Origin of the sequence: Bradyrhizobium ottawaense (assembly GCF_900099825.1) — a bacterium.
GTDB lineage: Bacteria > Pseudomonadota > Alphaproteobacteria > Rhizobiales > Xanthobacteraceae > Bradyrhizobium > Bradyrhizobium ottawaense_A.
The window spans coordinates 65058-90046 of sequence record NZ_LT629693.1 but is presented as its reverse complement, the minus strand read 5'-3'; the positions used below and the strand labels follow the sequence as shown (position 1 = coordinate 90046).

Here is a 24989-nt window from a genome sequence, read left to right as displayed (position 1 = left end):
CAAGCCGTTATGAATTACCGCAGCGAAACGATGAAATCGGTGCCTTCGCCGGTTTCGCCCTGGTTGATGCCCTGGTCGGATACGATGATCGAACTACCGGTCGTCAGCGCCTCGGTGATACGCGCCATCGCATCCTGCGGGATGGCGATGCGGTCGAGCGCCTCGGCCGGGCTGTCCGGCACGGGCCGGGGCTTGACCTCTGCAGGCGCTCCGCCCGCCATCTTGCGGCGCCGTGCGGGACGGTCATCATCGGCGTCATTGCGGGCCGCGTTGCGGGCGGTCACCGGCAGCGTGACCACCGACCAGCGCAACAGGTTCGGGTCGCTCTTGTCAGCTTCCGCGGTGAAGACATGCGTACCCAGCGGCCGGTCACTCGGCGCGATGGTGATGGGCACATCGAACAGCGGGGCGAAGTTCTGGCGAACGTAGAGCTTGGAATCCTTGCGGCTCACGAATACCGCGATCTGCCCGGTACGCTTGGGCTCAGCCTTCGCGGCAGCGGCCTTCTCGACGCCGGGCAGGCGCGCCGTATCTTTCTTCGCATCGGGCGCAGCCGACGCGTCGGCCTTGGTCACTTCCGGCTTGGCGGCTTCCACCGTGACCGGCTCCGCCTTTACTTCAGCCTTGGCCGCATCGGCCTTCGCTTCGTCCGGCTTTTCAGCCGACTTGGCTTCAACCTTGCCTTCAACGGGCTTGTCTTCAGCCTTCTCCTGAACCTTCGCGCCGTCGCTTGCCGTCTCGGTCTTGGCAGCGTCGGCAGCGGGCGGTGTTGGAGCCTCGGCCTCGTCGGTCTTCTTCTCGACCGAACCGGTCTCGTCGGATTTTGCGTCGGCAATCGAAGCTTCCGCCGACTTGTTGTCGGACGAAGCGGTATCGGCGCTGTTGGCGGAAGTTGATTCTGCTTCCGGCCTGGATTCGGATTTCGGTGCTTCGGGTCTTGCTTCCGTGCTCACCGCTTCGCTGGACGACGACTTGCCACCGGTCGGATCCGACATCGTCACCGCAGCATTCGCCGCCGACATGTCGCCGCTGGCATCCGCGGTCTGGGTTTGCTCGCGGAGCGCAGAGGCGTGGCCGACGGTCGATCGGAGTTCGAGGCTCGCCACCGAATTCTCGGACTTGATGCCCGGGCCGGCATCCGCGCCCTTGTCGCTCTTCACCGCCGGCATGTCCGCCTTTGGGAGATCGCTCTTGATCAAGTCGCTCTTGGGCTCATCGGCAACGACAGGCTGCGGCGCGATCTTCTGGGCCACCAGCAGGGGATGCGAGAAACTGGCGGGCGTCATCTCGCCGGGCGTCACGACCACGCGCGCGCCCATTTTGGTCCAGTTCCACATCTTGACGGCGAACGCCATCGGCATGCGGATGCAGCCGTGCGATGCCGGATAGCCCGGCAGCACTCCGGCGTGCATCGCGATACCCGACCAGGTGATGCGCTGCATATAGGGCATCGGCGCGCCGCTATAAATGTTGGAATGGTGGAACTTGTGCTTCTGGATGATGCTGAACACGCCCATCGGGGTCGAGTGACCCTTCATGCCCGTGGACACCGGACTTTCAGCGAACAACCCGCGGGAGTCGTAGATCCGGACCTTCTGCTTGTCGATCGAGACCGCGATAATCAGCGGTCCCTGCGGCTTGGCGCCGGTTTCCTTCTCCGCCGCTTGCTTCCCGGCCGAATTCTTTCGCGTGTTCCGCTGGCGCCGCGGCTGCACCGACGGCGTGGGTCGGGAATAGCCTGAATCGGAATCCTGATAGTAGAACAGCGCCGCATCCGCCTGCGAGGCGGCCCCCAGGGTGCCTGCCGCCGTCAACACCGCAATCTGCCAAAACCCGACGCTTTTGGACCGCTGCTCCGCAACCTTCACGTGCGCACTAGCCGCACTCAAAATCCGATGCCCGCTCACGCGCATAATCCTCGAATTACAGAATTTCGAATCCAGTGGCCCGATATTCATTTGTTGTCGCAGACGCGAAAAGCGTTCACCAGCGTAAGCCTTCTAATGCCAGAGCTTTTCGCCCTGAGCGTAACAAAAAAGCCTCACATTCCGTTAAACGAGCCGGCCCGCCGGCGCGGGCCGGTCTTCCTGTGCGGCATTCCGCCATTACATAGGCGGCGAGGCGTTTAGCTGCTTGTGCAGCGGCTTTTGCAGTGGAGATATCAATGGCATCCAAGGCCATCGTAAAGTGTGACGGGAAGTGGACAATTCTGGCCTTGGCGGTGCTCGCACTGACGCTGTGGCAGGCCACCCCTGTTTCGGCCGCCGACGAGCCGGATCTGATCTTCCGCCGGTCGACCGTGTTCAAATGGGTGAGCCCCAACGACAAATTGGCGACCTATGGCGTCGATGACCCCGAGGTCGAGGGCGTCGCCTGCCACTTCACGATACCGGAAAAGGGCGGCTTCAAGGGCTGGCTGGGCCTCGCCGAGGAGGTCTCGGACATTTCGCTGGCCTGCCGTCAGATTGGGCCGATCCGTTTCAAGGACAAGATGGGGCAGGGCGATGACATGTTCCGCCAGCGCCGCTCGCTGTTCTTCAAGAAGATGCAGATCGTTCGTGGCTGCGACGCCAAGCGCAACGTTCTGGTCTACATGGTCTATTCGGATAAACTGATCGAAGGTTCACCCAAAAACTCGACGTCCTCGGTACCGATCATGCCGTGGGGGGCCGCCGATGCCGTGGTTCAGAAATGCGGTGAGTTCGTTCAGTAGCTTTCGCAGCAGTTCGGTTCCCGGGCGAGGAGCCGGGCATCACCGCTTGGTAAGCCCGGGCTTACCGTTTGGCCGGATTGGAATATTGGCGAACCTCGGAGCCCCTGACTTTGGGCTCGCGGCATCCGACCAGATGAACGAATTTCTGCGGCGCCGATAGATTGCCGCGGAACTCGCCACCTTGTTGCGACATCGCACCACAAGGGGGCTCGGTCTTCATGGAACTGTCGACCCGCTGTTCGGAAGAGCCGCTACGCCCTGACGTCAGTTCAACTGCCGGCTGGCCGGGTTTGCGGGTCGGGGTTTGATTGCCAACGTCGATGTTGCCATTGCCCACGACGGCTATCCTTTGTTGAGGAAAGATTACAACGCGCCTTCACTCGGAAAGTTGCACATCGTTCGATTGAGTAGGTCGCGACGAAGCTAAGGTTCACGACCGGCCCGGTTGAGGTGGCTTCTTTTGCAGAGAAACCTTAAAAACTCGCTTCGCAGGCTCGAACCCGCTTGGTTCAGCGGGCGTCTCATCTCCAGATGATAGGTGGAGATGTCAGATGCGAGCCCTCAGTTACATGATCGCCCTGGTTTTCGTGCTGACCGGCCCGTCGCTGGCCGGCAGTTCCGATCGCGACATGCCGGGTGTTGGAACCTTCACCTATTGCGGATCTCCCGTGGTGATCCCGGCGCCGGAAATAATAATGGCGGCGATCAGCCGGTAAACCAGGCCGGCACCAGCCAATTGCGGTCGGTTTGGTGGCCGACGCGGGCTTCGCTCTGCTGAAATTATTGGGTTTTTCTCGCCAATATTTCGTCCCCTCTGGCCGACGAAACAAATCTCGGTCGCGACGAAACCATTTTCCGCTTTTGGCGCAGATATCCGGAAACAACTCGCGGCTATCAGATTGCCAACGAAACGGCGGGCACCGCCGGCGCCGAAAGCGGAGAGAGTCAGATGCGGACGATCAGCTTCATCCTCGCCTTCGCCTGCATCCTCGCCGGTCCCTCGATGGCGGGCTCTTCCGAGAACGGCTTGCCGGGCATCGGCATCTTCTCCTACAACGGCTCCCCGGTAACGACCTCCGCGCCCCAGTTGATGGTGGTCGCGGCCAAGTAAGCGGACAAGTAAGCGCAGCGGACAGCTCCCAAGAAACTCGCCGATAAAGGCTTTGAATGTTTGTTCGTATCTGTTCTGCCGCGATCCTGGCTTCCGTCCTGGTCAGCGGCTCGGCGCAAGCTCAGGTCAAGGGTCAAGCGCAGGCCCAGCTTCAGCCAATGCCCCTGCGTTCCCTGTTCAGGGTGCCCGATCCGCGCGGCGAATTCGTGCGGTTGTGCGCGCCCCATATGGTAGGGCGCTGGGCGCATCCCGAAACCGTCTGTGGCTGTCTGCACGATTACGCGGCCGCGACCGTGGAAGATACCGACCTGCGCGAAGCTCTGCTGCGCGGCATCAGCGAGACCGGCGTGCCGACCATCGAGACCGATTGGGTGCCGCCATCGAAACAATCCGAGATCGGCCCGACCTTCACCAAGATCGCCAAGCCGACGCTGCAGTGCATGTTCGAGCCGTCGACGGACCAGTAGGCACGCGCGCCGGACACAACATCCTCACCGCCACGATCTGATCTGCGTCGAAGCTCGCTGTGCGCTCGACAGGCAGGAGACTGCCAATGTAAGCAGTGGGCCGGTCGATGATCCCTTTGCGTGAGTCCATCAATGCAGCCTGGGCGAATCCTGCTTTCGTGCGCCGTGCTTGTCGCGCTGGCCCTTCCGGCCCACGCGCCGCCTGACGAGGAATTGCTGGGGAAGGCGGCGGGCTATCCGATCGGCAAGCCTGCCAACTGGTTCTTCGACCAAGGCGTGCGGGTCGGATCGTTCAGCCGCCTCGACAGCTTCCTGCCGTATTACACCTTGCGGAAGGCGGCATCGCCGCTGCCGCTTCCCAAGGCCGCAAGCGAACCGAAGCTCGCCTATCGCTTCGAAAAGCAGAGCTATTCGCTCGACGATTTCCTGGCGCACCAGCGCGTGACCGGTCTGCTTGTGATCAAGGACGGTCAAATCCTGGCCGAACGCTATCAATACGACCGGACCGCGACCGATCGTTTCGTGTCGCACTCGATGGCGAAGTCCATCGTCAGCCTCGCCGTCGGAATGGCGCTGTCCGAGAAGAAGATCGCCTCGCTTGACGACACCGTCGCCAAATACGTCCCGGATCTCGCCGGCAATCCCTATGGCGAGACGACGATACGCAACATCCTGCGCATGGCGTCCGGCGTGCCGTTCAAGGAGGTTTATGACGGCAACGACGATAATTCGAAGTTCAACAGGATCCGCCTGACACGCGACTCCATTACCGCGCTGCGCGCATTCCCGACGCGCGAAGTGGAGCAGGGCACGCAATTCCACTACGCGTCCAACCAGACGGTGGTGCTGACGCTGTTGCTGCGCGCGGTGACCGGCACCAGCTTAAGCGAATATCTGACGCCGCGGCTGTGGCAGCCGATGGGTGCGGAGGCCGACGCGACGTGGATCAAGACCAGGGACGGCACCGAATCCGGATCGGGAAATTTCAACGCCGTCCTGCGCGACTATGGCCGGCTTGGAATCCTGCTCGCCAATGATGGCTCAGCCGGCGACCGGCAGATCGTGCCGAAGGACTATCTGCTCGATGCGACCGACTGGCGCCGCCAGCCCGACGCGTTCACGCCGAGCAAGGCGACACCGTATTTCGGCTACGGCTATCAGTTCTGGTTGTTTCCGGGCGAAAAGCGCCGGTTCGCGCTGCTCGGCGTCTACGGCCAGTCGATCTTTGTCGATCCCGAGCTGAAGCTGGTCCTGGTGATTACGGCGGTGGCAAGGAACGCCAGCGTCGGCAAGGAGCCACTCGCTCGCGAGCGCGACGCGCTCTGGCGCGGCATCGTCGGTCAATACGGAAGCTGGTAGCTTGCCATCGGTCCCGTTGCTCGGAGGAACTGTCATGCGATCCAGCCTGATCGGCCTCGCCGGCCTGTTGACGCTCGCGGTATCGCCGGCGTTCGCGGCCGGTGCCGCGACACAGGAAGCCAACAAGAAGACCGTTCTCGAATTCTACGAAGCGGGGCTGAACAAAAAAGATTTTGACGCCGCCGCGAAATTTTTCGGGCCGCGTTATATCCAGCACAATCCGACCGCGCCGGACGGGATCGAAGGCTTCAAGGCCTTCCTCGGCTTCCTGCGTGAGAAATTTCCGGACTCCCACAGCGAGATCAAACGTGCCTTCGCGGAGGGCGATTTTGTGATCCTTCACGTCCACAGCGTGCGCGAGAAGGGCACCCGCGGGCGCGCCATCGTCGATATTTTCAGGCTCGAGGACGGCAAGATCGTCGAGCACTGGGACGTCGCGCAGGAGATTCCGGAAAAGCCTGCCAATGGCAACAGCATGTTCTAGAAGCTATCGATGACCGGCCACGGCTTGCGGCTGTCGGGCCGGCGAGACGTCCGATCGATCGCGGAGCCTCGTCAGCTTCTGGACTCCCCTTCAGCGACGTCCGGGATTCGCTTGCCGGGCCGACGATCAGGCGGAGCGGTCTTTCAGGTGTCTTTGCCTGGCGTTTCGTTGAAAGATGTCGCGTGGAGACTTGTCACGCTGAGGCCAAACCGCCCGTACAAGCCGAGCAGCAGCAAATGCAGTCCGCTTCGCAGCCATTTCATATGACGTCCGCCCCGTGCCCGCATGCCGGTCACCGCGTGGATCATGTGCTTCGGTGTCCGAAAAAGGAAAGCTTCAATAGAATGCGCTGTCTGCTTATTTGTTGGGCAAGTGCCCGGCGGATTATCGACTCCTCGCACGCGAAGATCGCGATGCGCGAAAAATCCGTTGTGTTTCAACCCATGCAAAGATGGCACGCCTCGTGCATCTCCTGAATCGAGTTGGTTGCTAGGGTTCCGGCTTTGCACCTGCAGAGTGCTGGTCCGAGAGCAGCCGCTTGCGGGGGAGAAATCCCCGCAGGTGCACGGCGGGATAAAAGCCCGGGAGACCTCGTTAGCCAAGGGATTGGCAAAGCGATGGTCTATCGCCGGTCCCTTTTTGTAACTTTTGCAAGAGGGATCTGCCATGAACAGACTCACATCCATAGCTCTCCGTTCCCTGATTTTCGCCTCGGCGCTGGCGGCCGTGATCGTTGCGCCTGCAAATGCGGCGCCGAAGAAGGACTTCAAGGTCGCGTGGTCGATCTATGTCGGCTGGATGCCGTGGGGCTATGCGGCGGACGCCGGCATCGTGAAGAAATGGGCCGACAAATACGGCCTCACCATCGAGGTGAAGCAGTTCAACGATTACGTCGAATCCGTCAATCAATACACCGCCGGTTCGTTCGATGCCGTGACCATCACCAATATGGATGCGCTGTCGATCCCCGCCGCGGGCGGTGTCGATACCACGGCGATCGTGATGGGCGATTTCTCCAACGGCAACGATGCCGTCATTCTGAAGAACAAGGCCGATCTTGCCGCCATCAAGGGGCAGAAGATCAATCTCGTCGAATTCTCCGTCTCGCATTATCTGCTGGCGCGCGCGCTGGAGAGCAAGCATCTCGCCGAGAAGGATATCAAGGTCGTCAACACGTCCGATGCCGATCTCGCGGCCGCCTACAAGACGCCGGAGGTGACGGCGGTGGTGACGTGGAATCCGATCGTCTCCGAAATTCTCGAATCGAAGGACGCCAAGAAGGTATTCGACTCGTCGCAAATTCCCGGCGAGATCATGGACCTGATGGTGGTCAACACCGCAGTGCTGAAAGACAATCCCGATTTCGCCAAGGCGCTGGTCGGCATCTGGTACGAGACCATCGCCAAGATGAACGCCGCCGGTGCCGAGGGGACTGCTGCCAAGGAAGCGATGGCCAAGGCATCGGGCACCGATCTCGCCGGTTTCGACAGCCAGCTCGCCTCGACGCGGCTGTTCGACAAGGCGGCCGATGCGGAAGCTTTCACCAAGAGCGCGACCGTCGGTACCACCATGGATCGGGTGCGCAAGTTCCTGTTCGATAAGGCGCTGCTCGGCAAGGATGCCAAATCGGCGGATGTCGTCGGCATCGAACTGGCCGACAAGGCGGTGCTCGGCAACAAGAGCAATGTGAAGCTGCGTTTCGACGCCACCTACATGGACGCCGCCGCAAAGGGCAAGCTCTGATCCGCCTCTGAAAAGGGGACGACCATGCGCCTCATGAACATTAAGCCGAACAGGCAGATGCGGTTCTATCTCGCCGCGCTGCCGTTCGTGCTGCTGGCGATCGCGTATTTTACCGGCTCGGGCTTGAGGCTCGCGGAAAATCCCAACGACAAGTTGCTGCCTGCGCTGCCGAGCATGGCGCAGGCGGTGAAGCACATGGCCTTCGAAATCGATGTGCGCACCGGCACCAACCTGATGCTGTCGGATACCGTGGCGAGCCTTGGCAGGCTGCTCTCCGCGTTGGCGATTTCGACCGGGGCCGCACTGGTGTTCGGCATCGTGATCGGCCTGCTGCCGGGCGCCAACGCCTTGCTGGCGCCCTTTGTCGGGGTCACGTCGATGGTGCCGCCGCTGGCGCTGCTGCCGATACTGTTCATTGTCATGGGGCTCGGCGAAAACTCCAAGATCGCCCTGATCGTGATCGGCACCTTGCCCTGCATCATCCGCGATCTCACCATGAAGGTGCTGGAGCTACCGCGCGAGCAGCTCATCAAGGCGCAGACACTCGGGGCCTCAACCTGGCAGGTGGCGCTTCGCGTGGTGTTGCCGCAAATTCTGCCGCGGCTGATCGACTCGCTGCGGCTGCAACTCGGACCGGCCTGGCTGTTTCTGATCGCCGCGGAGGCGATCGCCTCCGATTCGGGGCTCGGCTACCGCATCTTCCTGGTGCGGCGCTATCTCGCGATGGACGTGATCATTCCCTACGTGATCTGGATCACGATTCTCGCCTTTCTGATGGATGCGGCGCTTCGCCTGCTACAGCGCAAGGCGTTCCCCTGGTTCGCGTCGGTGAGGGCGGAATGAGCGCGATCCGATTCGACGACGTCTGGAAGGAATACGGCGACCATATCGTGCTGGAGCAGATCACGCTCGATGTGGCATCACGTGCCTTCATAGCGCTGGTTGGTCCGTCGGGCTGCGGCAAGACCACGTTCCTCCGCATGCTGCTCGGCGAAGAGAGCCCGACGCGCGGACAGATCCTGATCGACGGCGCGGCGCTGAAGCCGGAGCCGGATGCGGACAGGGGCGTGGTGTTTCAGCGCTATTCGGTGTTTCCGCATCTGACGGTATTGCAGAACGTGCTGCTCGGGCGCGAGCTGCAGCATGCCAAAGTAACCGGCCGGCTGTTCGGGGCAGCGAAGCGTGCCGCCGTGGACGAAGCGATGGCGCTGCTCGCCGAAGTCGGCCTCGCTGGAAACGAAGGCAAATATCCGGCGGCGCTCTCCGGCGGCATGCAGCAACGCCTGGCGCTGGCGCAGGCCGTCATGCGCGGTCCAAAGATCCTGCTGCTCGATGAACCGTTCGGCGCGCTCGATCCTGGCATCCGCGCCGACATCCATCTGCTGATGAAGCGGCTGTGGAATGAAACCGAACTCACGGTGGTCATGGTCACTCATGATCTCAGCGAAGCGTTCCGATTGGCGACGCGGGTGATCGCGTTCGAGCGCAACCATAACCGCCCGGAGGAACGCGAGCGCTACGGCGCCACCATTTCGCGCGATCTGGAAATCTATCCGCCCCGCATCGCCGACGTGCGGCACCTGTCGACTTTTCGCTCCGGCCGGGACGACCCTGCCGAAAAAGGAGCATGAGCCGGGACGGCCCGGCGCTTGTCTGAGAAAGGGCAAACCATGATCCTGACCGAGGAGCAACTGGCTGAAATCGCGGCCAATAAAGCGCGCTACGACGAGTTGAAGGCGGCGGGCCAGGGGCTGGCGCCGCGTGCACTGCCGCCGACGACGCCGCGCGACGGTGCGTCGATCGCGGAGGCCGCGATCATTCAGCGCGAAACCGTTCTCGGAGGCTGGTACTGGACCACGCGCCTCCATCGCGGCGAAGCCTTGCGGTTGATCAATTCAAGTGGCGCCTCCTGCATCAGCCTGCTGGTGTGGTGTGCCGCCGATCCCAGCGAGCGGCTCAATCACGCCGACACCATCAAGGTGCAATGGGCGGCTAGCCTGCGGAAAGGCCGCGTGATTCTGTCCGACATGGGCCGGGTGCTGTTGAGCATCACCGAAGACAGCAGCGGCGCGCATGATACGCTTGCGGGAGGTTCCACCGCAGCCACCAACGAAGCCCGCTATGGCGTCGGCGCCACCCGCAACACCCGCGACAACTTCATTCTCGCGGCCGGCAAGCTGGGGCTGGATCGCCGCGACGTGATGCCGTGCATCAGCTTCTTCGCGCCGGTCAGTGTTGATGGTGACGGACGGTTTGCGTGGCAGGCGAACCGCCGCCATGCGGGCGATTTCGTCGATCTGCGCGCCGAGATGGATTTGCTGGTGGCGCTGTCGAACTGCCCGCATCCGCTCGATCCGTCGCCCGTTTATGCACAGGGCTCAGTGGAGATCATCCGCTACCGGGCACAACCCGCCGGCGCCGATGACCTGTGCCGAACGGCGAGTGCGGAGGCTATACGCGCCTTCGAGAACAATGCCGTCCTCCTTGATCGCAGCGTGGCGGGGTGAGCGTCATGACCATCCATTCTATTCCCGTCTCCGCGCGCATCGTGCTCGATACGGAGATTCCCGCCCGCGCGCCCTGGTCCGCCGTCATTCGAAAGGGGCAGACGCTGCGCATCGTCGACAGCCACGGGCAGCAGGCGGTCGACACGCTGTTTTACCGCGCCGACGATCTGCAGGAGCGCTACAGCGGACAGGATACCCTGCGCGCGCAAGGCTCCGCCTATGTCAGCACCGGCACCCGCATTATGTCCAACGAGGGGCGCGTCATGTTGCGCGTCGTGGCGGACAGCTGCGGCCTGCACGATACCTCCGCGGGGGCATGCTCGTGCGAAAGCAACACTGTCCGCTTCGGCCATGGCACCAAATATCTTCACGCCTGCCGGGAGAATTTCCTGATCGAGGCGGCAAAGCATGGTCTGTCGAAGCGCGACATCGTCCCCAACCTGAACTTCTTCATGAACGTGCCGATCGACCCGATCGGCAATTTCACCGTGGTCGACGGGGTGTCGAAGCCCGGCGATTACATCGACATGGTCGCCGAGATGGACGTGCTGTGCCTGATCTCCAACTGCCCGCAGATCAACAACCCCTGCAACGGCTTTTTTCCGACGCCGGTTCGCGTGGTGATCTTCGAAGCGCAAGAGGTTTGATCCGATGTTCAGCAAGGTCTTGATTGCCAACCGCGGCGAAATCGCCGGGCGGATTGGCCGAACGCTGCGCCGAATGGGGATTGCCTCGGTCGCCGTCTATTCCGATGCCGATCGGTTCACCCGCTCGGTGCTCGACGCGGACGAGGCGGTGCGCGTCGGCCCTGCGCCGGCGGCGGAGAGCTATCTCAATGTCGATGCGATCATCGCCGCATGCCTGCAGACCGGCGCGCAGGCGGTACATCCGGGCTACGGATTCCTGTCGGAGAACCGCCGCTTTGCCGAGGCGTTGTCGAAGCACGGCATCGCCTTCATCGGGCCGCGTCCAGAGCATCTCGACGCGTTCGGGTTGAAGCACAAGGCGCGCGAAATTGCGCAGCGGAGCCGCGTGCCGCTGTTGCCGGGGTCCGGTCTGCTTGAGACGATCGACGAGGCGATGGCGGAAGCCGGGCGTATCGGCTTTCCCTTGATGCTGAAGAGCACCGCGGGCGGCGGCGGTATCGGAATGCAGCTCTGTCACGACGCCGAGACGCTGCGTGAATGTTTCGCAACGGTGCAGCGTACGGCGCGGGCGAGCTTCGGCGACGCGCGAGTCTACCTCGAGCGTTTTGTCGCCGAGGCGCGGCATATCGAGGTGCAGATCTTCGGCAACGGCAAAGGCGGCGTGGTTGCGCTCGGCGAGCGCGATTGCTCGTTGCAGCGTCGCAACCAGAAAGTCTTTGAGGAAACCCCTGCGCCGGGTCTCAGTGACGGGATGCGTGCGCGACTGCATCAGGCCGCGATCGCATTGGGCAAGAGTGTCGCCTATGAATCGGCGGGGACCGTCGAATTCATCTACGACGTCGAACGGCAGGATTTCTATTTCCTTGAGGTCAATACCCGCCTGCAGGTCGAGCATCCGGTGACGGAAGCCGTGTTCGGGGTCGACTTGGTCGCTTGGATGGTGCGGCAGGCGGCCGGCGAAGATGTGCTGGACGGATTGGGAACGCTTACGCCACAAGGCGCGGCCATCGAGGTCCGCGTCTACGCGGAAAACCCCAATGCCGGATTCCGACCGAGCGCCGGACGGCTGACCCGCGTTGATTTTCCGAGAGACGTGCGCGTCGACGGATGGATCGAGACCGGTGTCGAGGTGACGCCGTTCTACGATCCGATGCTGGCCAAGGTGATCGTCGCCGCCGACACCCGCGCGAACGCAATCGCGAAGCTGGTGAGCGCGCTGGATGCCACTACGATCGCCGGTATCGAAACCAATCTCGATTACCTCCGCGCGATTGCAGGTTCGGATGTCTTTCATAGCGGCCGCGTGGCCACCAACGTTCTGGCGGCCTTCCCCTTTGCGCCGCGCAGCATCGACGTGCTGGCGCCCGGCGCCCAGTCGGGATTGCAGGAATTGCCGGGGCGGCTGCATTTGTGGCACGTCGGCGTGCCGCCGAGCGGTCCGATGGACGAGCTCTCGTTTCGCCTTGCCAACATCGTCGTCGGAAATTCCGAGACCACCGCCGCGCTGGAGTTGACCGTCAACGGTCCGACCTTGCGGTTCAATACGGAAGCAGTGATCGGTCTCGTCGGCGCGCGCATGACGGCCAGGCTTGATGGCGTGGCGGTCGATAATAATGTGCCGATTGCCGTGCGCGCCGGCCAGGTGCTGACGATCGGCGGCATCGAGGGTCCGGGCCAGCGCTGCTATCTTGCCGTCGGCGGCGGTTTCGAGGCTCCGCAGATACTGGGCTCGCGCGCCGTCTTTACGCTAGGCGCATTCGGCGGCCACGCCACCAGTGCGCTGAAGGCCGGCGACGTGCTGCATATCGGCAAGATCACCGGCGATCGTCCGGCTGCTCGGGCGCTTGCGGCCGATGAGCGGCCTGCGCTGACGCGCGCGTGGACCATCGGCGTGATTTACGGTCCGCACGGGGCGCCGGATTTCTTCCTCGAGGAGGATATCGAAACCCTGTTCGCATCGGACTATGAGGTACACTTCAACAGCGCGCGGACCGGTGTGCGGCTGATCGGGCCAAAACCGGCATGGGCGCGGCCCGACGGCGGCGAGGCCGGGCTGCACCCGTCGAATATTCACGACAACGCCTACGCGGTGGGATCGATCGACTTCACCGGGGACATGCCGATCATTCTCGGTCCCGATGGTCCGAGTCTCGGCGGGTTTGTTTGTCCCGCGGTGGTGGCACGGGACGAACTCTGGAAGACCGGCCAGCTCAAACCCGCTGACAAGGTCCGCTTCGTGCCGGCGCATCGGGACGGCGATCCTGTCGCCGGTCCGCTGGTTACACGCGCGGCGGCGCAACTTGGTTCAGCCATCGTGGGCAGCAGCGATGACGGTCCGCTGCCGGTGGTCTATCGCCGTGCCGGTGACGATAATCTGCTGGTCGAATATGGCCCGATGGAGCTCGATATCGCGTTGCGGCTGCGCGTCCATGTGCTCGCGCAAGCGGTCGAGGCGGCGGGATTGCCCGGCCTGATCGATTTGACGCCCGGGATTCGGTCGCTGCAAATTCACTACGACAGCACTGTTCTTTCGAGGCGGCGATTGCTCGACGTGCTGCGGGAGCTTGAGCACGGTCTGCCGCCTGTCGATGCGATGAAGGTGCCGAGCCGCATCATTCATCTGCCGCTGTCGTGGAACGATCCACAGGCGGTGCTGGCGATGCAGAAGTATCAGGAGCTGGTGCGGCCCGATGCGCCCTGGTGCCCGTCGAACATCGAGTTCATCCGGCGTATCAACGGCCTTGCCAGCGAGGACGAGGTCAAGCGCATTGTTTTTGACGCAAGCTATCTCGTGCTCGGATTGGGCGACGTCTATCTCGGCGCGCCGGTCGCGACCCCGGTCGATCCGCGCCATCGGCTGGTCACGACAAAATACAACCCGGCGCGCACCTGGACGCCGGAAAATGCCGTCGGTATCGGCGGGGCGTACATGTGCATCTATGGCATGGAAGGCCCCGGCGGCTATCAGCTGTTCGGCCGCACGATCCAGATGTGGAATACCTGGCGCACCACGCCGGTGTTCGAGCCGGGTCACCCGTGGTTGCTGCGATTCTTCGATCAGATCCGCTTCTTCCCGGTCGGTGCAGAGGAGTTGCTGGAGGCCCGCGCCGCGTTCCCCCACGGCGGTTATCCGCTGCGCATCGAGCCGGGCGAATTTTCCTACGCCGACTACGCCAAGGGATTGCTGCGCGACCGCGACTCGATCGCCGCGTTCAAGCGGGGACAGCAGGCGGCCTTCGATGGCGAGCGGCAGCGCTGGAAGGCGCTGCGCATCGACGAGGTGCAGGACGATGTCGCCGCGACCGCGGCGACGGCAGCCGAAGATATTCCCGATGGCCTCGCCGGGGTATTTTCGGAGGTACCGGGAAACGTCTGGAAAATTCTTGCGACCGAAGGTGCCGATGTGGCGAGCGGAGATGTTCTTGCGATCATCGAGTCCATGAAAATGGAAATCAGTGTGCTGGCTCCCGCGACCGGCCGGATCGCATCGGTCCGCATCAAACCGGGCCAGACGCTGCGCGCCGGCGATGTCGTCGCCCTGATCGCGCCGGGCTAGAGCGCGTTTTTCAGCGAAGTGGAAACCGGTTCGCGTCAAGAAAACGCGTCAAATCAAAAACCTGGAGCCCCGTTCCGATTCCATCGGAACGGAAAAGGTTCTAGGGCGCGGGGCTCCCTACCGCTTCTTCGGTCCCAACCGCGGAATGCATTTGAGGGTGCGCGAGACGCCGGTCGCGGTCATCTGCGCGCCGGAGACCTCCTTGATCTGCCCGGCCGGGCACGATCCGTCGTCGACCAGGATGCGCTGGCCGAGCCGCAATTCGACGATGTCCTGCTCGCGCGAGACCGGCTGCGCGAGCACGGGTGTCGCGAGCAGCGCCAGGACAAGGCCCACGGGCAGGGCGGTCCAGCCGGTCGTTGCCATCTTCGCAATCTTCAAATCGGTCTTCCTCACTTGCTCTCGATTTTCAGCCCGTTGGGGCCGACATTGATCTGCAGGCCCTCCGGCTGCTTCTTGGTCTGGTAGAGATTGTAGCCGAGCACGCCGACCGCGACGATCAGCGCGCCGATGATGAGAAATAGGACGTTGCGATTTCCGGGCATCCGGTGTCTCCGTCGGGGCTGGATATGGTCGAGCGCGACTGTATGGGCGGCGGGCCGATTCTGAAAGCGATCCAAGGTGCTGGAGTTCCCGCCAGATTGTGCTTTGATCGGGGGCAGGACGCGACTGAATGAGGAATACCGACGTAATGGACGCCAGCGATAACCAACAAAAAATTCTCGATGCCGTCGATGCCGGCTTTGATGCGCAGCTTGCGACGACGAGGGATTTCGTCGCGATCCCTTCGACCCGCGGCGCCGAGGGGCCGTGTCAGGACATGATCGGCGATCTCTTGCGCGAGCGCGGCTATGAGGTCGATGACTGGCATATCGACGTCGACGATTTGAAGGATTTGCGCGGCTTCGGCCCGATCGAACATGATTTTTCCAGAGCCCGCACCGTGGTCGGCACCTATCGCCCGCAAAATAATGCCGGCAAATCGCTGATCCTGCAGGGACACTGTGACGTGGTTCCGGTCGGTCCGCTGGACATGTGGGAGACGCCGCCGTTCTCGCCGGTCGTCAAGGACGGCAAGATGTACGGCCGCGGCGCCTGCGACATGAAGTCCGGCACCATCGGCGCACTCTATGCGCTGGATGCGATCAAGGCCGCGGGGCTGCGACCGACCGGCCGGATTCATTTTCAATCTGTCATCGAGGAAGAGAGCACCGGCGTCGGCGCGCTCTCGACCCTGCAGCGCGGCTACCGCGCCGATGCGTGCTTCATCCCGGAGCCGACCGACGGCAAGGTGATACGCTCGCAGGTCGGCGTGATCTGGTTTCGCCTGAAGGTGCGTGGCTTTCCCGTGCATGTATTCGAGGCCGGCTCCGGTGCCAACGCCATCATGGCGGCCTACCATCTGATCCATTCGCTGCAGAAGCTGGAAGCCGAGTGGAACGAGCGCGCCAAACGCGATCATCACTTCGGGACGGTCGATCATCCCATCAACTTCAATCCCGGCATCATCAAGGGCGGCGACTGGGCCTCGAGCGTGCCGGCCTGGTGCGACGTCGATTGTCGCATCGCCATTTTGCCGGGCTGGTCGGTCGCCGACGCGCAGTCCGAAATCCTGGCCTGCATATCGTCGGCGGCGCGCGATCACCGCTTCCTCTCCAACAACCCGCCGCAAGTCGAATGGTCGGGCTTTCTCTCGGAAGGCTATGAGCTGAAGGATTCGGCAGCGCCAGAGGCCGCCTTCGGCAAGGCGTTCGCGGCCGTTTATGGCGGCGGCGGTGCGGTGCCGGAGCAGGCCTTCACCGCACTGACCGATACACGGTTCTATGGTTTGAACTACAACATCCCGAGCCTGTGCTTCGGCGCCAGCGGCGAGGCGATGCACGGCTTCAACGAATATGTCGATCTGGAGTCGCTGCGGAAATCGACCAAGGCGACAGCGCTATTCATCGCGGAATGGTGCGGGGTGGAGAAGGTGTAGCCCCTCATGGTGAGGAGCGCGTAGCGCGTCTCGAACCATGAGGCCCGTGGCCCATCCTTCGAGACGCGGCCTGCGGCCGCTCCTCAGGATGAGGGTTGTTGGTCCCACAACGCCGCGACGATCGCATCGAGCCCGTCGGTCAGCGCCGCCGGGCCCGGCTGCAGGATCAACGGCGACTTGATCTCGATGATGCGGTTGTTGCGTATCGCCGGGATATCGCCCCAGCCCGGGCGTTTCCTGATCCGGTCGGGCACGACCTTCTTGCCGCACCAGGAGGCGAGGATCACGTCGGGGGCGGCAGCGCGCACCACGTCAGGTGAAATGATCCTGTCTTTCGCCGCCTGCTGAAACCGCAGTTTCGGCAGCACGTCTTCGCCGCCGGCGATCTCGATCAGTTCGGAGACCCAGCCGATGCCGCTGATCAGGGGTTCATCCCACTCCTCGAAATAGACCCTTGGCTTCGGCGAGGGCCGCGGTGTCGAAGCGATCCGCGCCAGGCGTTGCTCGAAACCCGCGGCGAGTTGATCGGCGCGCACGGCCGCACCGACCAGCGCGCCGAGGGTACGGATCTTGGCCAAGATGCCGGCGACATCGCGCTGGTTGAAAACATGGATGGCGACGCCCGCGCGCACGAGACTGGCGGCGATGTCGGCCTGCAGGTCGGAAAAGGCGAGCACGAGATCAGGCTCGAGCGCCAGAATTTTCGGAATGTCCGCCGAGATGAAGGCGGATACCCGCGTCTTTTCGCGCCGGACTTGCGGCGGTCGCACCGCATAGCCGGACACGCCGACGATACGGTCCTGCGCGCCGAGCAGATACAGCGTCTCGACGGTTTCTTCCGTGAGGCAGACGATCCGGCGGGGCGGGAACTGGCGCATGCTTGCCATTACCACAGACGTCATTGCCGGGCTTGCCGACTTCGCTAAAGCTTCGCGGGCCGGGCAAAGGAGTGCCCGGCGAAGCCTTGCATAGGGAAAAACATTTCTTTGGAAGATGGATACGCGGGTCAAGCCCGCGTATGACGAGTTCAACAAAACGGGAGGGCCAATGACGCCGCTTGAAAAAATCCAGTCGATGAAAATGCCGTTCGCGGAATTGAAGGGCGTGACGTTCGTCGCGGCCGACAAGGACCGCGTGGTGGCGCAGATGGTGGTTCGGCCGGAGCTCTGCACGCTGCACAATACGATTCACGGCGGCGCGATCATGGCGTTCGCGGACTCGGTCGGCGCGGCGGCGACCATCATCAACCTGCCGGAGGATGCCAAGGGCACCACCACACTCGAGAGCAAGACCAATTTCATCGGCGGTGCCAAGGAGGGCTCGACCGTGACCGCCACCGCCACCCCGGTGCATCGGGGGCGACGTACCCAGGTCTGGCAGACGCGGCTGGAAGCCGAGGACGGCAAGCTGGTTGCAGTGGTGATGCAGACCCAACTGGTGCTCTGATACAGTCGGGGCTGCCTAACAATTAGTTAACAGAATTTGACTTTAGATGAGGCATTCCAAGGGCTTGAAATTAATGTTGCGATGCACAATATAGGTGGTCTAGGGATTCGACGCCTCCTCGAGGGCTTTCTTAGAGGAGATAGACTATGTACCTGACCGTTATCGCCGCAGCGCTTGCCGACAGCAGCGTTCGGAAACTGAGCCAGCAGGAAGAATTGCCGCTGTTGCGCGACCACCTGCTGCGGCTCGACCGCAACAGCCGGCATGATCGCTTCCATGGTTTCATGGACGACAGTTTCATCGAGCGCTACGCCGAAAAGTGCGCCAATGACGGCACGATCGTGATCGCCTTCTTCGAAAACGGCGTGGTTCGCGGTGCGGCGGAGCTGCATCCGCCGGATCAATCGCCGGATTCGCTGCCGGAGATCGCGTTCAGCGTCGAGACGTCGGTACGCCGGCGTGGCGTCGGCAGCATCCTGTTCCGCAAGCTGATCGCGGAGGCACGTGCGAAGGGTTACGAGAGCCTGCGGATCACCACCGGTGCGCAGAATGATGCGATGCGGGCGCTCGCCAGCAAGTTCGGCGCCCACCTCACGTTCAGATACGGCGAATCCACCGGCACGATCGACCTCACGCAGCAGGATGACACCGTGCTGGCGCCGTCCGCGGTCACGACCGCGGTCGACGCGGTCGTGAACTTCAATCGCGCCTATTGGAAGATGTTGGTGAATATGACCGGTTGGGGTCGGGCGGCCTGACCTGGCGCTTCATGAGGCAATTCGCGGATCCCGCGAATTGCCCAAGCGGCCTCAGCTTTCAGGTGCCGGTACGCTTGTCGTTGCCGAATCGGCGGACAATCTTGCGCTCGACCACGATGGAGCGCTGCGCGCCTTGCTCGCCCGCAATAACGCGGGTCGCCGATCGCGCCATCGCGCGGCCGGTCTTCTTCACTTCAGCCAGCACCTCTTCATACGGCAGTCCCATCAGCGAGGCGGCGATTTCGGCCTGCTGCTGCGGATCTTCGGTAATGCCGACGGCGGCGAAGATTGCCTCCTCCAGCGTCGGCGGATCGCGCCGCACGCGTCGGGTGCCGTATTTCGTGTTCCAGTCTTCGCTCATCGGGGCCTCGCATCTGTATGCAGAGATACCTAGGTGCCCTTATGTTGCATTGCAATATGAAATTAGCATGGCAATACAGCCATGCGTCTACAACTTCTCGAGCCTGGTAGCGTCGTACAGTTCGATCGTGGTGGCGGCCGCCGCCAATGACTGCAGCGAGCGGACGAAATCGCGCGAAGCGGGGACCGCGAAATGCGCCAGCTGGGCAGCGCGATCGGCCCATTGCTCGAAAAACACCAGCCGCAACGGGTTTTCACAATCGATCTGCACGGCATGCGAGATGCAGCCGGGCTCGGTACGCGATCGACGGACATGTTCGAGGCTCAGTTTGCGGACTTCGTCAAAACTGTCCGCCCGGGCGGTGACGCTGCCGGTGACCACGATCATTTTCGTCCTCCCGTGTTCTTTGTTGCCTTCGTCAGGGCGCTGAACCGGCGCCGAGGCCCATCGGTGGCTGCGGCCAGCGTTTCAGTGCGGCACGCCCGGCATCGGTCAGCACGTAAACGCCGCGCTCGGCGCGATCGAACCAGCCGTAGACATTGTGCAGCAGAATTTTCCCCGCGTCGGGAATTTCCGGCCGCAGATCCTTCACGCGCCGCGGGCCATCAGATAGAGCGGACGCGCAGGCCAGCGCCTGTTGCCGATAGGCGGTCATGATCGGCGCGCGGGTGCTTCCTCCCATCGCCGGATCGCCCTTGCGCCGCCGATGCTCCGCGACCAGCCGCGAGCGCTTTTTGGGGTTGCGGCGAGGGGCGGTGTCGGGCGGTTTGACGATTACCTCGACGTCGCCGGTATTGGTGACGGCCAGCATGCCAAAGCCGAGCCGGCGGCAAAGATTGCGATAGCGCGCGTCGCTCTCGCGGCCCTTGCCGCGGGCGGACAATTTCGCCGCGAGCCAGACTTCGTCGGCGGCGGCGGCGCGGTCGACCGCCTGCAGGATCAGTTCCAGGTTGAAGGTCAATTTCAGTTCGCCGATCACCACGATCGGCGGATCGTCCCCGCTGAGCGCCACGAGGTCGCAACCGCCGACCTCGCCCTTGACGGTGAAGCCGAGCTTTTCGAGGAAGCGTTTGACGGGAAGGTAAAGCGCGGTTTCCAAGATGGGCTCCGGCGGCGGAAAGCGACCGCGACTCAATGTCCGGACTCTAGCGGAATTTCGGCAAAGCGTTTGATCCGGCAACGCCGGAGCGGCTAAGCTACCGACGGGACAAGACAAAAACCAGTTACGGGAACCTGCGGGTCGCCGATTCGCAGGCGGCGAGGCATTTTCTCGATCCGGAGCGACGCAACGGTGCTGCAGGGGCTGTATAAATTCTGGTTCGAGACGCCGCGTGGCAGCGGCGGCGGCGTGATGTTCGCGACGCCGGGCGGCAAGCTTTACGGCGGCAACTCCGGTTCGTCTCTCGTCGGCAGCTACACCGAGAAAGACGGCGTCTATTCGTCCGAATTGATGATGACGCGTCACAACCACGATCCGAACTATGTCGCGAACTACCCGGTCGACAACATCGCCATGACGTTCAACGGCGTGTTTCACGGTAACGAGTTGCACTCCGAAGGTTCCGCGCCGGCGCTCCCGGGTGCCGTTCTGAAGGCGGTCATGACGCCGATTAACGACGCCGACGCGCCGCCGCCCGGCAAGGTCGGGCCCGACGGTATCGGCAACGGGCTTTACTCGATCCACATCAAGATGCTCGACGGCATCGACGGCGGCAACACCGGCGTGATGCTCCTGCAGGACGGCAACATCCGGGGCGGCGACGCGTTCTTCGATTACATCGGCGCTTACACGGCAGCGAACGGCCGCTGGAAAGGCGAGATCGTCAACCGCGAGCACACGTTGACCCGGGGCGAGCGTCCACTGTTCGGCGGCTATGAAGTCGGTATCGGTTTTTCCGGCACCTACGACGGGGAAGGCGCGGAAGGCGAAGCCACTGCGCTCGCCGGCAAGCGCAGCGTCCGCTTCAAGGCGGTGTTGCGAAAGCTGGTATCGGTTGAGGATTAAACCCGCCCGCTTACCGGAATCAGCGCACCGGTGACCGCGCTGGCGGCGTCGCTGGCGAGAAACAGGATCACCTCGGCCAGCTCCTTCGAGCTCACCCATTTGGTGAAATCGGCTTTCGGCATGCTGGCGCGGTTGGCCGCGGTGTCGATGGTCGACGGCAGTACCGCGTTGACCGTGATCTTGCCCTTCTGTTCGGCGGCCAGCGCCTCGGTGAGACGGTGCACGCCAGCCTTGGAGGCGGCGTAGGCGCCCATGCCGGCGCCGGCCTGCAACGCGCCCATCGCGCCGACATTGACGATCCGCGCCGCAGTCGATCGTGCAAGATGCGGGATCGCTGCGCGCGAGGCGTTGAGCGCCGTCGTGACGTTCAGGGCATACATGCGCTGCCAGGTCTTGGAGTCGCCGTCGGCAACCGCCTCGAACGCGAAGCCGCCGGCGATGTTGATCAGCGCGTCGAGCTTGCCGAAATGTGATGCTGCGGCATCGATGGCCTTTTTGGCCTGCGCCGCATCGGTGAGGTCGACGCCGCCGAGTTCAAGCCGGTCCGGCGTGGCCGGGACTTGCGTCGGCGCATGGTCGACGCTCGCAATCCTGGCGCCACGGGCCAGCGCCTCGTCCGCGACGACGCTGCCGAGCGCGCCGAGCGCGCCGGTGATCACAATGACTTTTCCGTCCATGATTTGTCCCCTCGGGCAAGCTTCAATGTTTGGATGAAAACCGGTTGCCTTGCTCGGAAAAATTGCTTCCAATCGTTCTCACCGATAATCGCTCCCACAACAGGGCAGGCGTATGGCAGAAACATCAGCGCCTGGCGATACGCTGCAGGATATTGTCGGCTTCAAGCACCCGCTTCCGCATTTGGCGAAAAGCCTGAAGGAGCAGCGAAACACCAAAATCGTGGCCTTCGGTTCGTCCTCGACGGCAGGCACACGGCTGGTCGTGCCTTATCCGGCCTGGCTTGAGCTGATGCTGAGGGACGAGTTTGGCATCCAGATGATCAACGAGTTTGATAAACGGATGATCAACGTCATCAACCGGGGAGTCGGTGGCGAGGAAGCGTCGACCGAGCTGCGGCGCATGCAATCCGACGTCATCGACGAGAAGCCGGCGCTGGTGATCTGGCAGGTCGGCACCAATGCCGTCTTTCACAGTGACGACCCCAGATTCGCGTTCGAGAAAGTCGTGAACGCCATTGCGGAGGGGCTGGATCGCCTGGCCAAGATCCCGGCCGATGTCATCCTGATGGACTCGCAATATACCACCGCCGTCGTCGAGAAGCCCGAGAAGAAGCAACTCTCCGATACGATGGTGAAGCGCGTATCCGAACTGGCTGAGGCCGCCGGGGTCGATGTATTTCGGCGCTACGCCCTGATGGAATATTGGCAGAAGACTATCGCGATGCGGGAACTAATCGATCCAGCTGATACCGACGTGCTGCATTTGAGCGATTGGGCAACGAGGAACGTGACCGAGGTGCTGTTCAATCAGATCAAGAAGGCGGTAAACGCGGCGGGCTTTACGTAAGACTACGGGACGGCGCCGGATCGATAAAATTTGTCGGACTTCTGTAAGTCGATTGCAGAACCCGTCCGCTACAAGCGGACTACAGTCCAGCAGGGGGGTTGCGATGGGAAGTCTTCCGGATCACGGTTTACCGCTTGTTCAGCTTAAGGAGCAGCGGCGGGATTTGATCGTTGCGCTGCAAAATCGCAGCGGTCCGGTCGGTAGCTGGGAATTGATGCAGATCGCGGCAATCCAGACCGCGATTTTGGCCTTCGAGGAGGTCATCGCCGATCTCGATGCCGAACTGGAAATGGAAGCGGCGGCCTGACTGGCCGAAGCTCAGGCTTGGAAAATTCAGGCCTGCCGGTTCAGTTCTGCAGGTAGCGCGATTCGAGGCTGGTGCGCTCGGCGTGGCCTAGACCGAGACCGTCACGAAGATAGGTTTCGAGATCGCCATAATCGGCGTCGATGGCCTCGAACGCGGCGCCCAGAAACGACGCCTGCACCGTCCCCAGCACATTCTTGACGTCGTCGGGGAGCTCACTGCCGTTATTCGGGTCGCGGCGGTAGTAGCGGTTGGTCAAGAGATAGTCTTCCGCAATCACGTCGTCGGACACGCCGAGCGTATGCAGGATCAGCGCGCAGGCAAAGCCGGTGCGGTCCTTGCCGGCGGTACAGTGGATCACCAGCGGAGCGCGATCTTCCAGCAAATGCGCAAACAGCGCCCGGAACCGCGGCGTGTTCTGCTGCACGTAGCTGCGGTAGGAATCGCGCATCACCTCGACGGCATGGTCGGTCGACAGTTGCGTGCCGCTGGCCGAGATGGCGCGCAGCGCCGCGACCACCGTGGGCTCGACTGGCAGCGAATGCACCGTGACGTCCTTCATGAGGCACAGCGCGGCCTGACGCTCCTCGGCGCCGCGAAAATCGAATGCGCTTCTGACGCCGAGCTCCCGGACCACGGCGATGTCGTCATCGGTGAGATGGCCGAGATGGTTGGAGCGGAAGATCTGCCGCCAGCGCACGATGCTGCCGTTGCGCGCCGGATAGCCGCCGAGGTCGCGGAAATTACTGGCGCCGGCAAGGTTGAGATGGCGGGCAGGGGCTTCTGACATCGGGATGATTTTTCGCAATCCGGTGCGACAGGAAAATGACTGGCAGGGGCGTGTCGCTCTGCCTCGTCTCGTCTATACTGCAGTTCTCAGGGGGCGAAATATGAATTGTCGGAAGATCACGATTTTCGGTGCGGCCTTGTTCGCCGTTTGGGTCGCGGCCGCGCCGTCACCGGCTTTTGCACAGACGAGCTTTCAGAACTATCGCTGCGCCGACGGGACGCAATTCATCGTCGGATTTTTCCAGTACGATTCGCGCGCCCATCTGCAGCTTGACGGCAAGTCCGTGACGCTGGCCAAGCGGCTGGCCCTGTCGGGATCGCGCTATACGGGAAGCGGCGTCACCCTCAAGATAACCAAGGCCCGTGCAACCACGCTCAAGCACGCCAAACGGCCGGTCACGGCGTGCGAGCTGACATAACGACGTTCTGATACGAAAAAGGGCCGAAACGATTTCGTTCCGACCCTTTTCTACTTCACCGACGGCGCCTGAACTCTTGGGGCCGTCCTTACAAGACATTTGGCAAGCATCAGTGGTCTCGCCCAGGCTGGGTTTCCTGGATGGCGGCTGCGTGGTACCAGCTGCCGCTGCAGTCAGCGAGGTTGGCCGTCGGGGCGGCAAACTCGGAAACGGCAGTCTTGGTCTCGCCATAGCGACGTCCCCCGAGAGCCGCGCGGCCCCCGGCAGGGAATTGGTAGATCTTGGCAGACCCCTCATTCACGCTTGTAGTCAGCATCTCAGTCTCTCCTTCAGGATCGAACGAACCATGATGGTGCGCCCGACTCGTTCTCTTGTGGTTACCGAAATCCGGATATCGTTCTTGCCCTCAGGGAATGCAAGTTGACCGAAAAAAGTCAGGGAATGTGTATTTCATAGGCATTTCTGGTTTTGCTTCGTGTGAGGCAATGGGCAGATGGCTAACGCTTGAGCCGACGCGAAGGTTGCCGGCGCCCGCCGAACTTCTTGGCGAATGTTCGGGGGACCTGCCGCGGCTTTAATCGGCAAGCCCGGCTGGTTTGGAAACTGCTGGAGAATCGGGCTCTATCCGGCTCCGCAGGCGCGATTTGGCCGCTCGGGGCGCATGTCAGCCGCGCTCCTATGTCGCATCAAAAAATACGCTAAACGAGCTGGACATTCCTGGGGATGACGGGTGCTGCGCTGCAGCGATTGGCACTTTAATTGCTTGGTGAGAAACGGCCTGACGTGGCCGGGTACGTCTGTAGGTAGCTCCAAGGCTT

At 62.5% G+C, this 24989-nt stretch carries 30 protein-coding genes and 1 riboswitch; of the genes, 19 read left to right on the top strand and 11 right to left on the bottom strand.

The window, feature by feature from the left end; translation table 11 throughout:
• Positions 1-14 precede the first annotated feature (14 nt).
• Positions 15-1817, bottom strand: coding sequence for a L,D-transpeptidase family protein (locus tag BLR13_RS00460; RefSeq protein ID WP_244525039.1), 1803 nt, complete (start codon positions 1815-1817; stop codon positions 15-17).
• A gap of 347 nt (positions 1818-2164) precedes the next feature.
• Here BLR13_RS00460 and BLR13_RS00455 point away from each other — a divergent pair, with 347 nt between their 5' ends.
• Positions 2165-2713 (top strand): CreA family protein, encoded by a 549-nt coding sequence (locus BLR13_RS00455; protein ID WP_074828832.1) that lies wholly within the window; start codon positions 2165-2167, stop codon positions 2711-2713.
• Positions 2714-2774: 61 nt separating this feature from the next.
• On the opposite strand, the gene BLR13_RS39795 is transcribed toward BLR13_RS00455, so the two are convergent.
• The gene (locus BLR13_RS39795) at positions 2775-3050 is read right to left on the bottom strand and encodes a hypothetical protein (RefSeq protein ID WP_074828836.1); all 276 of its coding nucleotides are present in this window, start codon (positions 3048-3050) and stop codon (positions 2775-2777) included.
• Between the two features lie 214 nt (positions 3051-3264).
• On the opposite strand from BLR13_RS39795, the gene BLR13_RS41000 reads away from it, so the two are divergent.
• The 11 genes from BLR13_RS41000 to uca all read left to right on the top strand — a co-directional run bounded on the left by BLR13_RS41000 (position 3265) and on the right by uca (position 14587).
• A complete protein-coding gene (locus BLR13_RS41000; RefSeq protein WP_171945007.1) occupies positions 3265-3429 on the top strand; it encodes a hypothetical protein in 165 nt (54 codons plus the stop codon).
• A 233-nt stretch (positions 3430-3662) separates the two neighbouring features.
• A complete protein-coding gene (locus BLR13_RS40995; RefSeq protein WP_171945008.1) occupies positions 3663-3824 on the top strand; it encodes a hypothetical protein in 162 nt (53 codons plus the stop codon).
• A gap of 56 nt (positions 3825-3880) precedes the next feature.
• The gene (locus tag BLR13_RS00450) at positions 3881-4291 is read left to right on the top strand and encodes a hypothetical protein (protein ID WP_074828838.1); all 411 of its coding nucleotides are present in this window, start codon (positions 3881-3883) and stop codon (positions 4289-4291) included.
• Between the two features lie 132 nt (positions 4292-4423).
• On the top strand, positions 4424-5650 hold the full coding sequence (locus BLR13_RS00445; protein ID WP_074828840.1) for a serine hydrolase domain-containing protein: 1227 nt from the start codon (positions 4424-4426) through the stop codon (positions 5648-5650).
• A gap of 34 nt (positions 5651-5684) precedes the next feature.
• Positions 5685-6134 carry a nuclear transport factor 2 family protein gene (locus tag BLR13_RS00440; protein ID WP_074828843.1) on the top strand — a complete coding sequence of 150 codons (450 nt, stop codon included), beginning with the start codon at positions 5685-5687 and terminating at the stop codon, positions 6132-6134.
• Positions 6135-6612: 478 nt separating this feature from the next.
• A riboswitch (guanidine-I (ykkC/yxkD leader) is annotated at positions 6613-6724 on the top strand.
• Between the two features lie 76 nt (positions 6725-6800).
• Positions 6801-7877 carry a putative urea ABC transporter substrate-binding protein gene (locus tag BLR13_RS00435; protein ID WP_074828845.1) on the top strand — a complete coding sequence of 359 codons (1077 nt, stop codon included), beginning with the start codon at positions 6801-6803 and terminating at the stop codon, positions 7875-7877.
• A gap of 24 nt (positions 7878-7901) precedes the next feature.
• Positions 7902-8720 (top strand): ABC transporter permease, encoded by an 819-nt coding sequence (locus BLR13_RS00430; protein WP_074828846.1) that lies wholly within the window; start codon positions 7902-7904, stop codon positions 8718-8720.
• Positions 8717-9508 (top strand): ABC transporter ATP-binding protein, encoded by a 792-nt coding sequence (locus BLR13_RS00425; protein WP_074828849.1) that lies wholly within the window; start codon positions 8717-8719, stop codon positions 9506-9508. Before BLR13_RS00430 ends, BLR13_RS00425 begins: the two co-directional genes overlap by 4 nt.
• Before the next feature lie 39 nt (positions 9509-9547).
• Entirely contained in the window at positions 9548-10384 is an 837-nt protein-coding gene (locus tag BLR13_RS00420; RefSeq protein ID WP_074828853.1) for an urea amidolyase associated protein UAAP1, read from the top strand.
• A gap of 5 nt (positions 10385-10389) precedes the next feature.
• Positions 10390-11031, top strand: a complete 642-nt coding sequence (locus BLR13_RS00415; RefSeq protein WP_074832183.1) for an urea amidolyase associated protein UAAP2 — start codon at positions 10390-10392, stop codon at positions 11029-11031.
• Between the two features lie 4 nt (positions 11032-11035).
• Entirely contained in the window at positions 11036-14587 is a 3552-nt protein-coding gene (gene uca, locus BLR13_RS00410) for an urea carboxylase (RefSeq protein ID WP_074828855.1), read from the top strand.
• A gap of 117 nt (positions 14588-14704) precedes the next feature.
• Here the strand turns inward: uca and BLR13_RS00405 are convergent, their stop codons facing one another.
• Both BLR13_RS00405 and BLR13_RS40990 read right to left on the bottom strand, forming a co-directional pair.
• Complete coding sequence (locus BLR13_RS00405; protein ID WP_074832185.1) at positions 14705-14953, bottom strand: DUF6719 family protein; 249 nt, start codon at positions 14951-14953, stop codon at positions 14705-14707.
• 26 nt (positions 14954-14979) lie between these two features.
• Positions 14980-15132, bottom strand: a complete 153-nt coding sequence (locus BLR13_RS40990; protein WP_171945009.1) for a hypothetical protein — start codon at positions 15130-15132, stop codon at positions 14980-14982.
• A 128-nt stretch (positions 15133-15260) separates the two neighbouring features.
• On the opposite strand from BLR13_RS40990, the gene BLR13_RS00400 reads away from it, so the two are divergent.
• Positions 15261-16565 carry an ArgE/DapE family deacylase gene (locus BLR13_RS00400; RefSeq protein ID WP_433994251.1) on the top strand — a complete coding sequence of 435 codons (1305 nt, stop codon included), beginning with the start codon at positions 15261-15263 and terminating at the stop codon, positions 16563-16565.
• An 83-nt stretch (positions 16566-16648) separates the two neighbouring features.
• Here the strand turns inward: BLR13_RS00400 and BLR13_RS00395 are convergent, their stop codons facing one another.
• Entirely contained in the window at positions 16649-17443 is a 795-nt protein-coding gene (locus BLR13_RS00395; protein ID WP_074832188.1) for a cobalamin-binding protein, read from the bottom strand.
• A 169-nt stretch (positions 17444-17612) separates the two neighbouring features.
• Between BLR13_RS00395 and BLR13_RS00390 the strand changes: the two genes are divergently transcribed.
• Entirely contained in the window at positions 17613-18011 is a 399-nt protein-coding gene (locus BLR13_RS00390; RefSeq protein ID WP_074832191.1) for a PaaI family thioesterase, read from the top strand.
• Positions 18012-18157: 146 nt separating this feature from the next.
• On the top strand, positions 18158-18769 hold the full coding sequence (locus BLR13_RS00385; protein WP_074828861.1) for a GNAT family N-acetyltransferase: 612 nt from the start codon (positions 18158-18160) through the stop codon (positions 18767-18769).
• Positions 18770-18827: 58 nt separating this feature from the next.
• Here the strand turns inward: BLR13_RS00385 and BLR13_RS00380 are convergent, their stop codons facing one another.
• The 3 genes from BLR13_RS00380 to BLR13_RS00370 all read right to left on the bottom strand — a co-directional run bounded on the left by BLR13_RS00380 (position 18828) and on the right by BLR13_RS00370 (position 20229).
• Positions 18828-19130 carry a hypothetical protein gene (locus tag BLR13_RS00380; RefSeq protein ID WP_027536662.1) on the bottom strand — a complete coding sequence of 101 codons (303 nt, stop codon included), beginning with the start codon at positions 19128-19130 and terminating at the stop codon, positions 18828-18830.
• A gap of 87 nt (positions 19131-19217) precedes the next feature.
• A complete protein-coding gene (locus BLR13_RS00375; protein ID WP_074828864.1) occupies positions 19218-19517 on the bottom strand; it encodes a putative quinol monooxygenase in 300 nt (99 codons plus the stop codon).
• Between the two features lie 31 nt (positions 19518-19548).
• A complete protein-coding gene (locus BLR13_RS00370; protein ID WP_074832193.1) occupies positions 19549-20229 on the bottom strand; it encodes a DUF2161 domain-containing phosphodiesterase in 681 nt (226 codons plus the stop codon).
• Between the two features lie 192 nt (positions 20230-20421).
• Here BLR13_RS00370 and BLR13_RS00365 point away from each other — a divergent pair, with 192 nt between their 5' ends.
• A complete protein-coding gene (locus tag BLR13_RS00365) occupies positions 20422-21135 on the top strand; it encodes a hypothetical protein (RefSeq protein ID WP_074828866.1) in 714 nt (237 codons plus the stop codon).
• Here the strand turns inward: BLR13_RS00365 and fabG are convergent.
• Positions 21132-21812, bottom strand: coding sequence for a 3-oxoacyl-ACP reductase FabG (gene fabG / locus BLR13_RS00360; protein WP_074828869.1), 681 nt, complete (start codon positions 21810-21812; stop codon positions 21132-21134). The two genes, BLR13_RS00365 and fabG, sit on opposite strands and share 4 nt — an antisense overlap.
• Positions 21813-21924: 112 nt before the next feature.
• Between fabG and BLR13_RS00355 the strand changes: the two genes are divergently transcribed.
• Together BLR13_RS00355 and BLR13_RS00350 are read left to right on the top strand one after the other, a co-directional pair.
• Positions 21925-22659: an SGNH/GDSL hydrolase family protein gene (locus tag BLR13_RS00355; protein WP_074828871.1), complete on the top strand. Its 735-nt coding sequence runs from the start codon at positions 21925-21927 to the stop codon at positions 22657-22659.
• Between the two features lie 103 nt (positions 22660-22762).
• Positions 22763-22966, top strand: coding sequence for a hypothetical protein (locus BLR13_RS00350; protein ID WP_027536657.1), 204 nt, complete (start codon positions 22763-22765; stop codon positions 22964-22966).
• Between the two features lie 40 nt (positions 22967-23006).
• On the opposite strand, the gene BLR13_RS00345 is transcribed toward BLR13_RS00350, so the two are convergent.
• Positions 23007-23753: a tyrosine-protein phosphatase gene (locus tag BLR13_RS00345; RefSeq protein ID WP_074828874.1), complete on the bottom strand. Its 747-nt coding sequence runs from the start codon at positions 23751-23753 to the stop codon at positions 23007-23009.
• A 100-nt stretch (positions 23754-23853) separates the two neighbouring features.
• Here BLR13_RS00345 and BLR13_RS00340 point away from each other — a divergent pair, with 100 nt between their 5' ends.
• Positions 23854-24171 carry an MliC family protein gene (locus BLR13_RS00340; RefSeq protein WP_074828876.1) on the top strand — a complete coding sequence of 106 codons (318 nt, stop codon included), beginning with the start codon at positions 23854-23856 and terminating at the stop codon, positions 24169-24171.
• Between the two features lie 109 nt (positions 24172-24280).
• Here BLR13_RS00340 and BLR13_RS00335 read toward each other — a convergent pair whose 3' ends face one another.
• Entirely contained in the window at positions 24281-24487 is a 207-nt protein-coding gene (locus BLR13_RS00335; RefSeq protein WP_074828879.1) for a DUF2735 domain-containing protein, read from the bottom strand.
• Between the last annotated feature and the right edge of the window lie 502 nt (positions 24488-24989).

Bases quoted from the DNA above. Each gene is read 5' to 3' on its own strand.
- BLR13_RS00455 (WP_074828832.1), top strand. From the start codon at position 2,165: ATGGCATCCAAGGCCATCGTAAAGTGTGACGGGAAGTGGACAATTCTG.
- BLR13_RS41000 (WP_171945007.1), top strand. From the start codon at position 3,265: ATGCGAGCCCTCAGTTACATGATCGCCCTGGTTTTCGTGCTGACCGGC.
- BLR13_RS40995 (WP_171945008.1), top strand. From the start codon at position 3,663: ATGCGGACGATCAGCTTCATCCTCGCCTTCGCCTGCATCCTCGCCGGT.
- BLR13_RS00450 (WP_074828838.1), top strand. From the start codon at position 3,881: ATGTTTGTTCGTATCTGTTCTGCCGCGATCCTGGCTTCCGTCCTGGTC.
- BLR13_RS00445 (WP_074828840.1), top strand. From the start codon at position 4,424: ATGCAGCCTGGGCGAATCCTGCTTTCGTGCGCCGTGCTTGTCGCGCTG.
- BLR13_RS00440 (WP_074828843.1), top strand. From the start codon at position 5,685: ATGCGATCCAGCCTGATCGGCCTCGCCGGCCTGTTGACGCTCGCGGTA.
- BLR13_RS00435 (WP_074828845.1), top strand. From the start codon at position 6,801: ATGAACAGACTCACATCCATAGCTCTCCGTTCCCTGATTTTCGCCTCG.
- BLR13_RS00430 (WP_074828846.1), top strand. From the start codon at position 7,902: ATGCGCCTCATGAACATTAAGCCGAACAGGCAGATGCGGTTCTATCTC.
- BLR13_RS00425 (WP_074828849.1), top strand. From the start codon at position 8,717: ATGAGCGCGATCCGATTCGACGACGTCTGGAAGGAATACGGCGACCAT.
- BLR13_RS00420 (WP_074828853.1), top strand. From the start codon at position 9,548: ATGATCCTGACCGAGGAGCAACTGGCTGAAATCGCGGCCAATAAAGCG.
- BLR13_RS00415 (WP_074832183.1), top strand. From the start codon at position 10,390: ATGACCATCCATTCTATTCCCGTCTCCGCGCGCATCGTGCTCGATACG.
- uca (WP_074828855.1), top strand. From the start codon at position 11,036: ATGTTCAGCAAGGTCTTGATTGCCAACCGCGGCGAAATCGCCGGGCGG.
- BLR13_RS00405 (WP_074832185.1), bottom strand. From the start codon at position 14,953: ATGGCAACGACCGGCTGGACCGCCCTGCCCGTGGGCCTTGTCCTGGCG.
- BLR13_RS40990 (WP_171945009.1), bottom strand. From the start codon at position 15,132: ATGCCCGGAAATCGCAACGTCCTATTTCTCATCATCGGCGCGCTGATC.
- BLR13_RS00400 (WP_433994251.1), top strand. From the start codon at position 15,261: ATGAGGAATACCGACGTAATGGACGCCAGCGATAACCAACAAAAAATT.
- BLR13_RS00395 (WP_074832188.1), bottom strand. From the start codon at position 17,443: ATGCGCCAGTTCCCGCCCCGCCGGATCGTCTGCCTCACGGAAGAAACC.
- BLR13_RS00390 (WP_074832191.1), top strand. From the start codon at position 17,613: ATGACGCCGCTTGAAAAAATCCAGTCGATGAAAATGCCGTTCGCGGAA.
- BLR13_RS00385 (WP_074828861.1), top strand. From the start codon at position 18,158: ATGTACCTGACCGTTATCGCCGCAGCGCTTGCCGACAGCAGCGTTCGG.
- BLR13_RS00380 (WP_027536662.1), bottom strand. From the start codon at position 19,130: ATGAGCGAAGACTGGAACACGAAATACGGCACCCGACGCGTGCGGCGC.
- BLR13_RS00375 (WP_074828864.1), bottom strand. From the start codon at position 19,517: ATGATCGTGGTCACCGGCAGCGTCACCGCCCGGGCGGACAGTTTTGAC.
- fabG (WP_074828869.1), bottom strand. From the start codon at position 21,812: ATGGACGGAAAAGTCATTGTGATCACCGGCGCGCTCGGCGCGCTCGGC.
- BLR13_RS00355 (WP_074828871.1), top strand. From the start codon at position 21,925: ATGGCAGAAACATCAGCGCCTGGCGATACGCTGCAGGATATTGTCGGC.
- BLR13_RS00350 (WP_027536657.1), top strand. From the start codon at position 22,763: ATGGGAAGTCTTCCGGATCACGGTTTACCGCTTGTTCAGCTTAAGGAG.
- BLR13_RS00345 (WP_074828874.1), bottom strand. From the start codon at position 23,753: ATGTCAGAAGCCCCTGCCCGCCATCTCAACCTTGCCGGCGCCAGTAAT.
- BLR13_RS00340 (WP_074828876.1), top strand. From the start codon at position 23,854: ATGAATTGTCGGAAGATCACGATTTTCGGTGCGGCCTTGTTCGCCGTT.
- BLR13_RS00335 (WP_074828879.1), bottom strand. From the start codon at position 24,487: ATGCTGACTACAAGCGTGAATGAGGGGTCTGCCAAGATCTACCAATTC.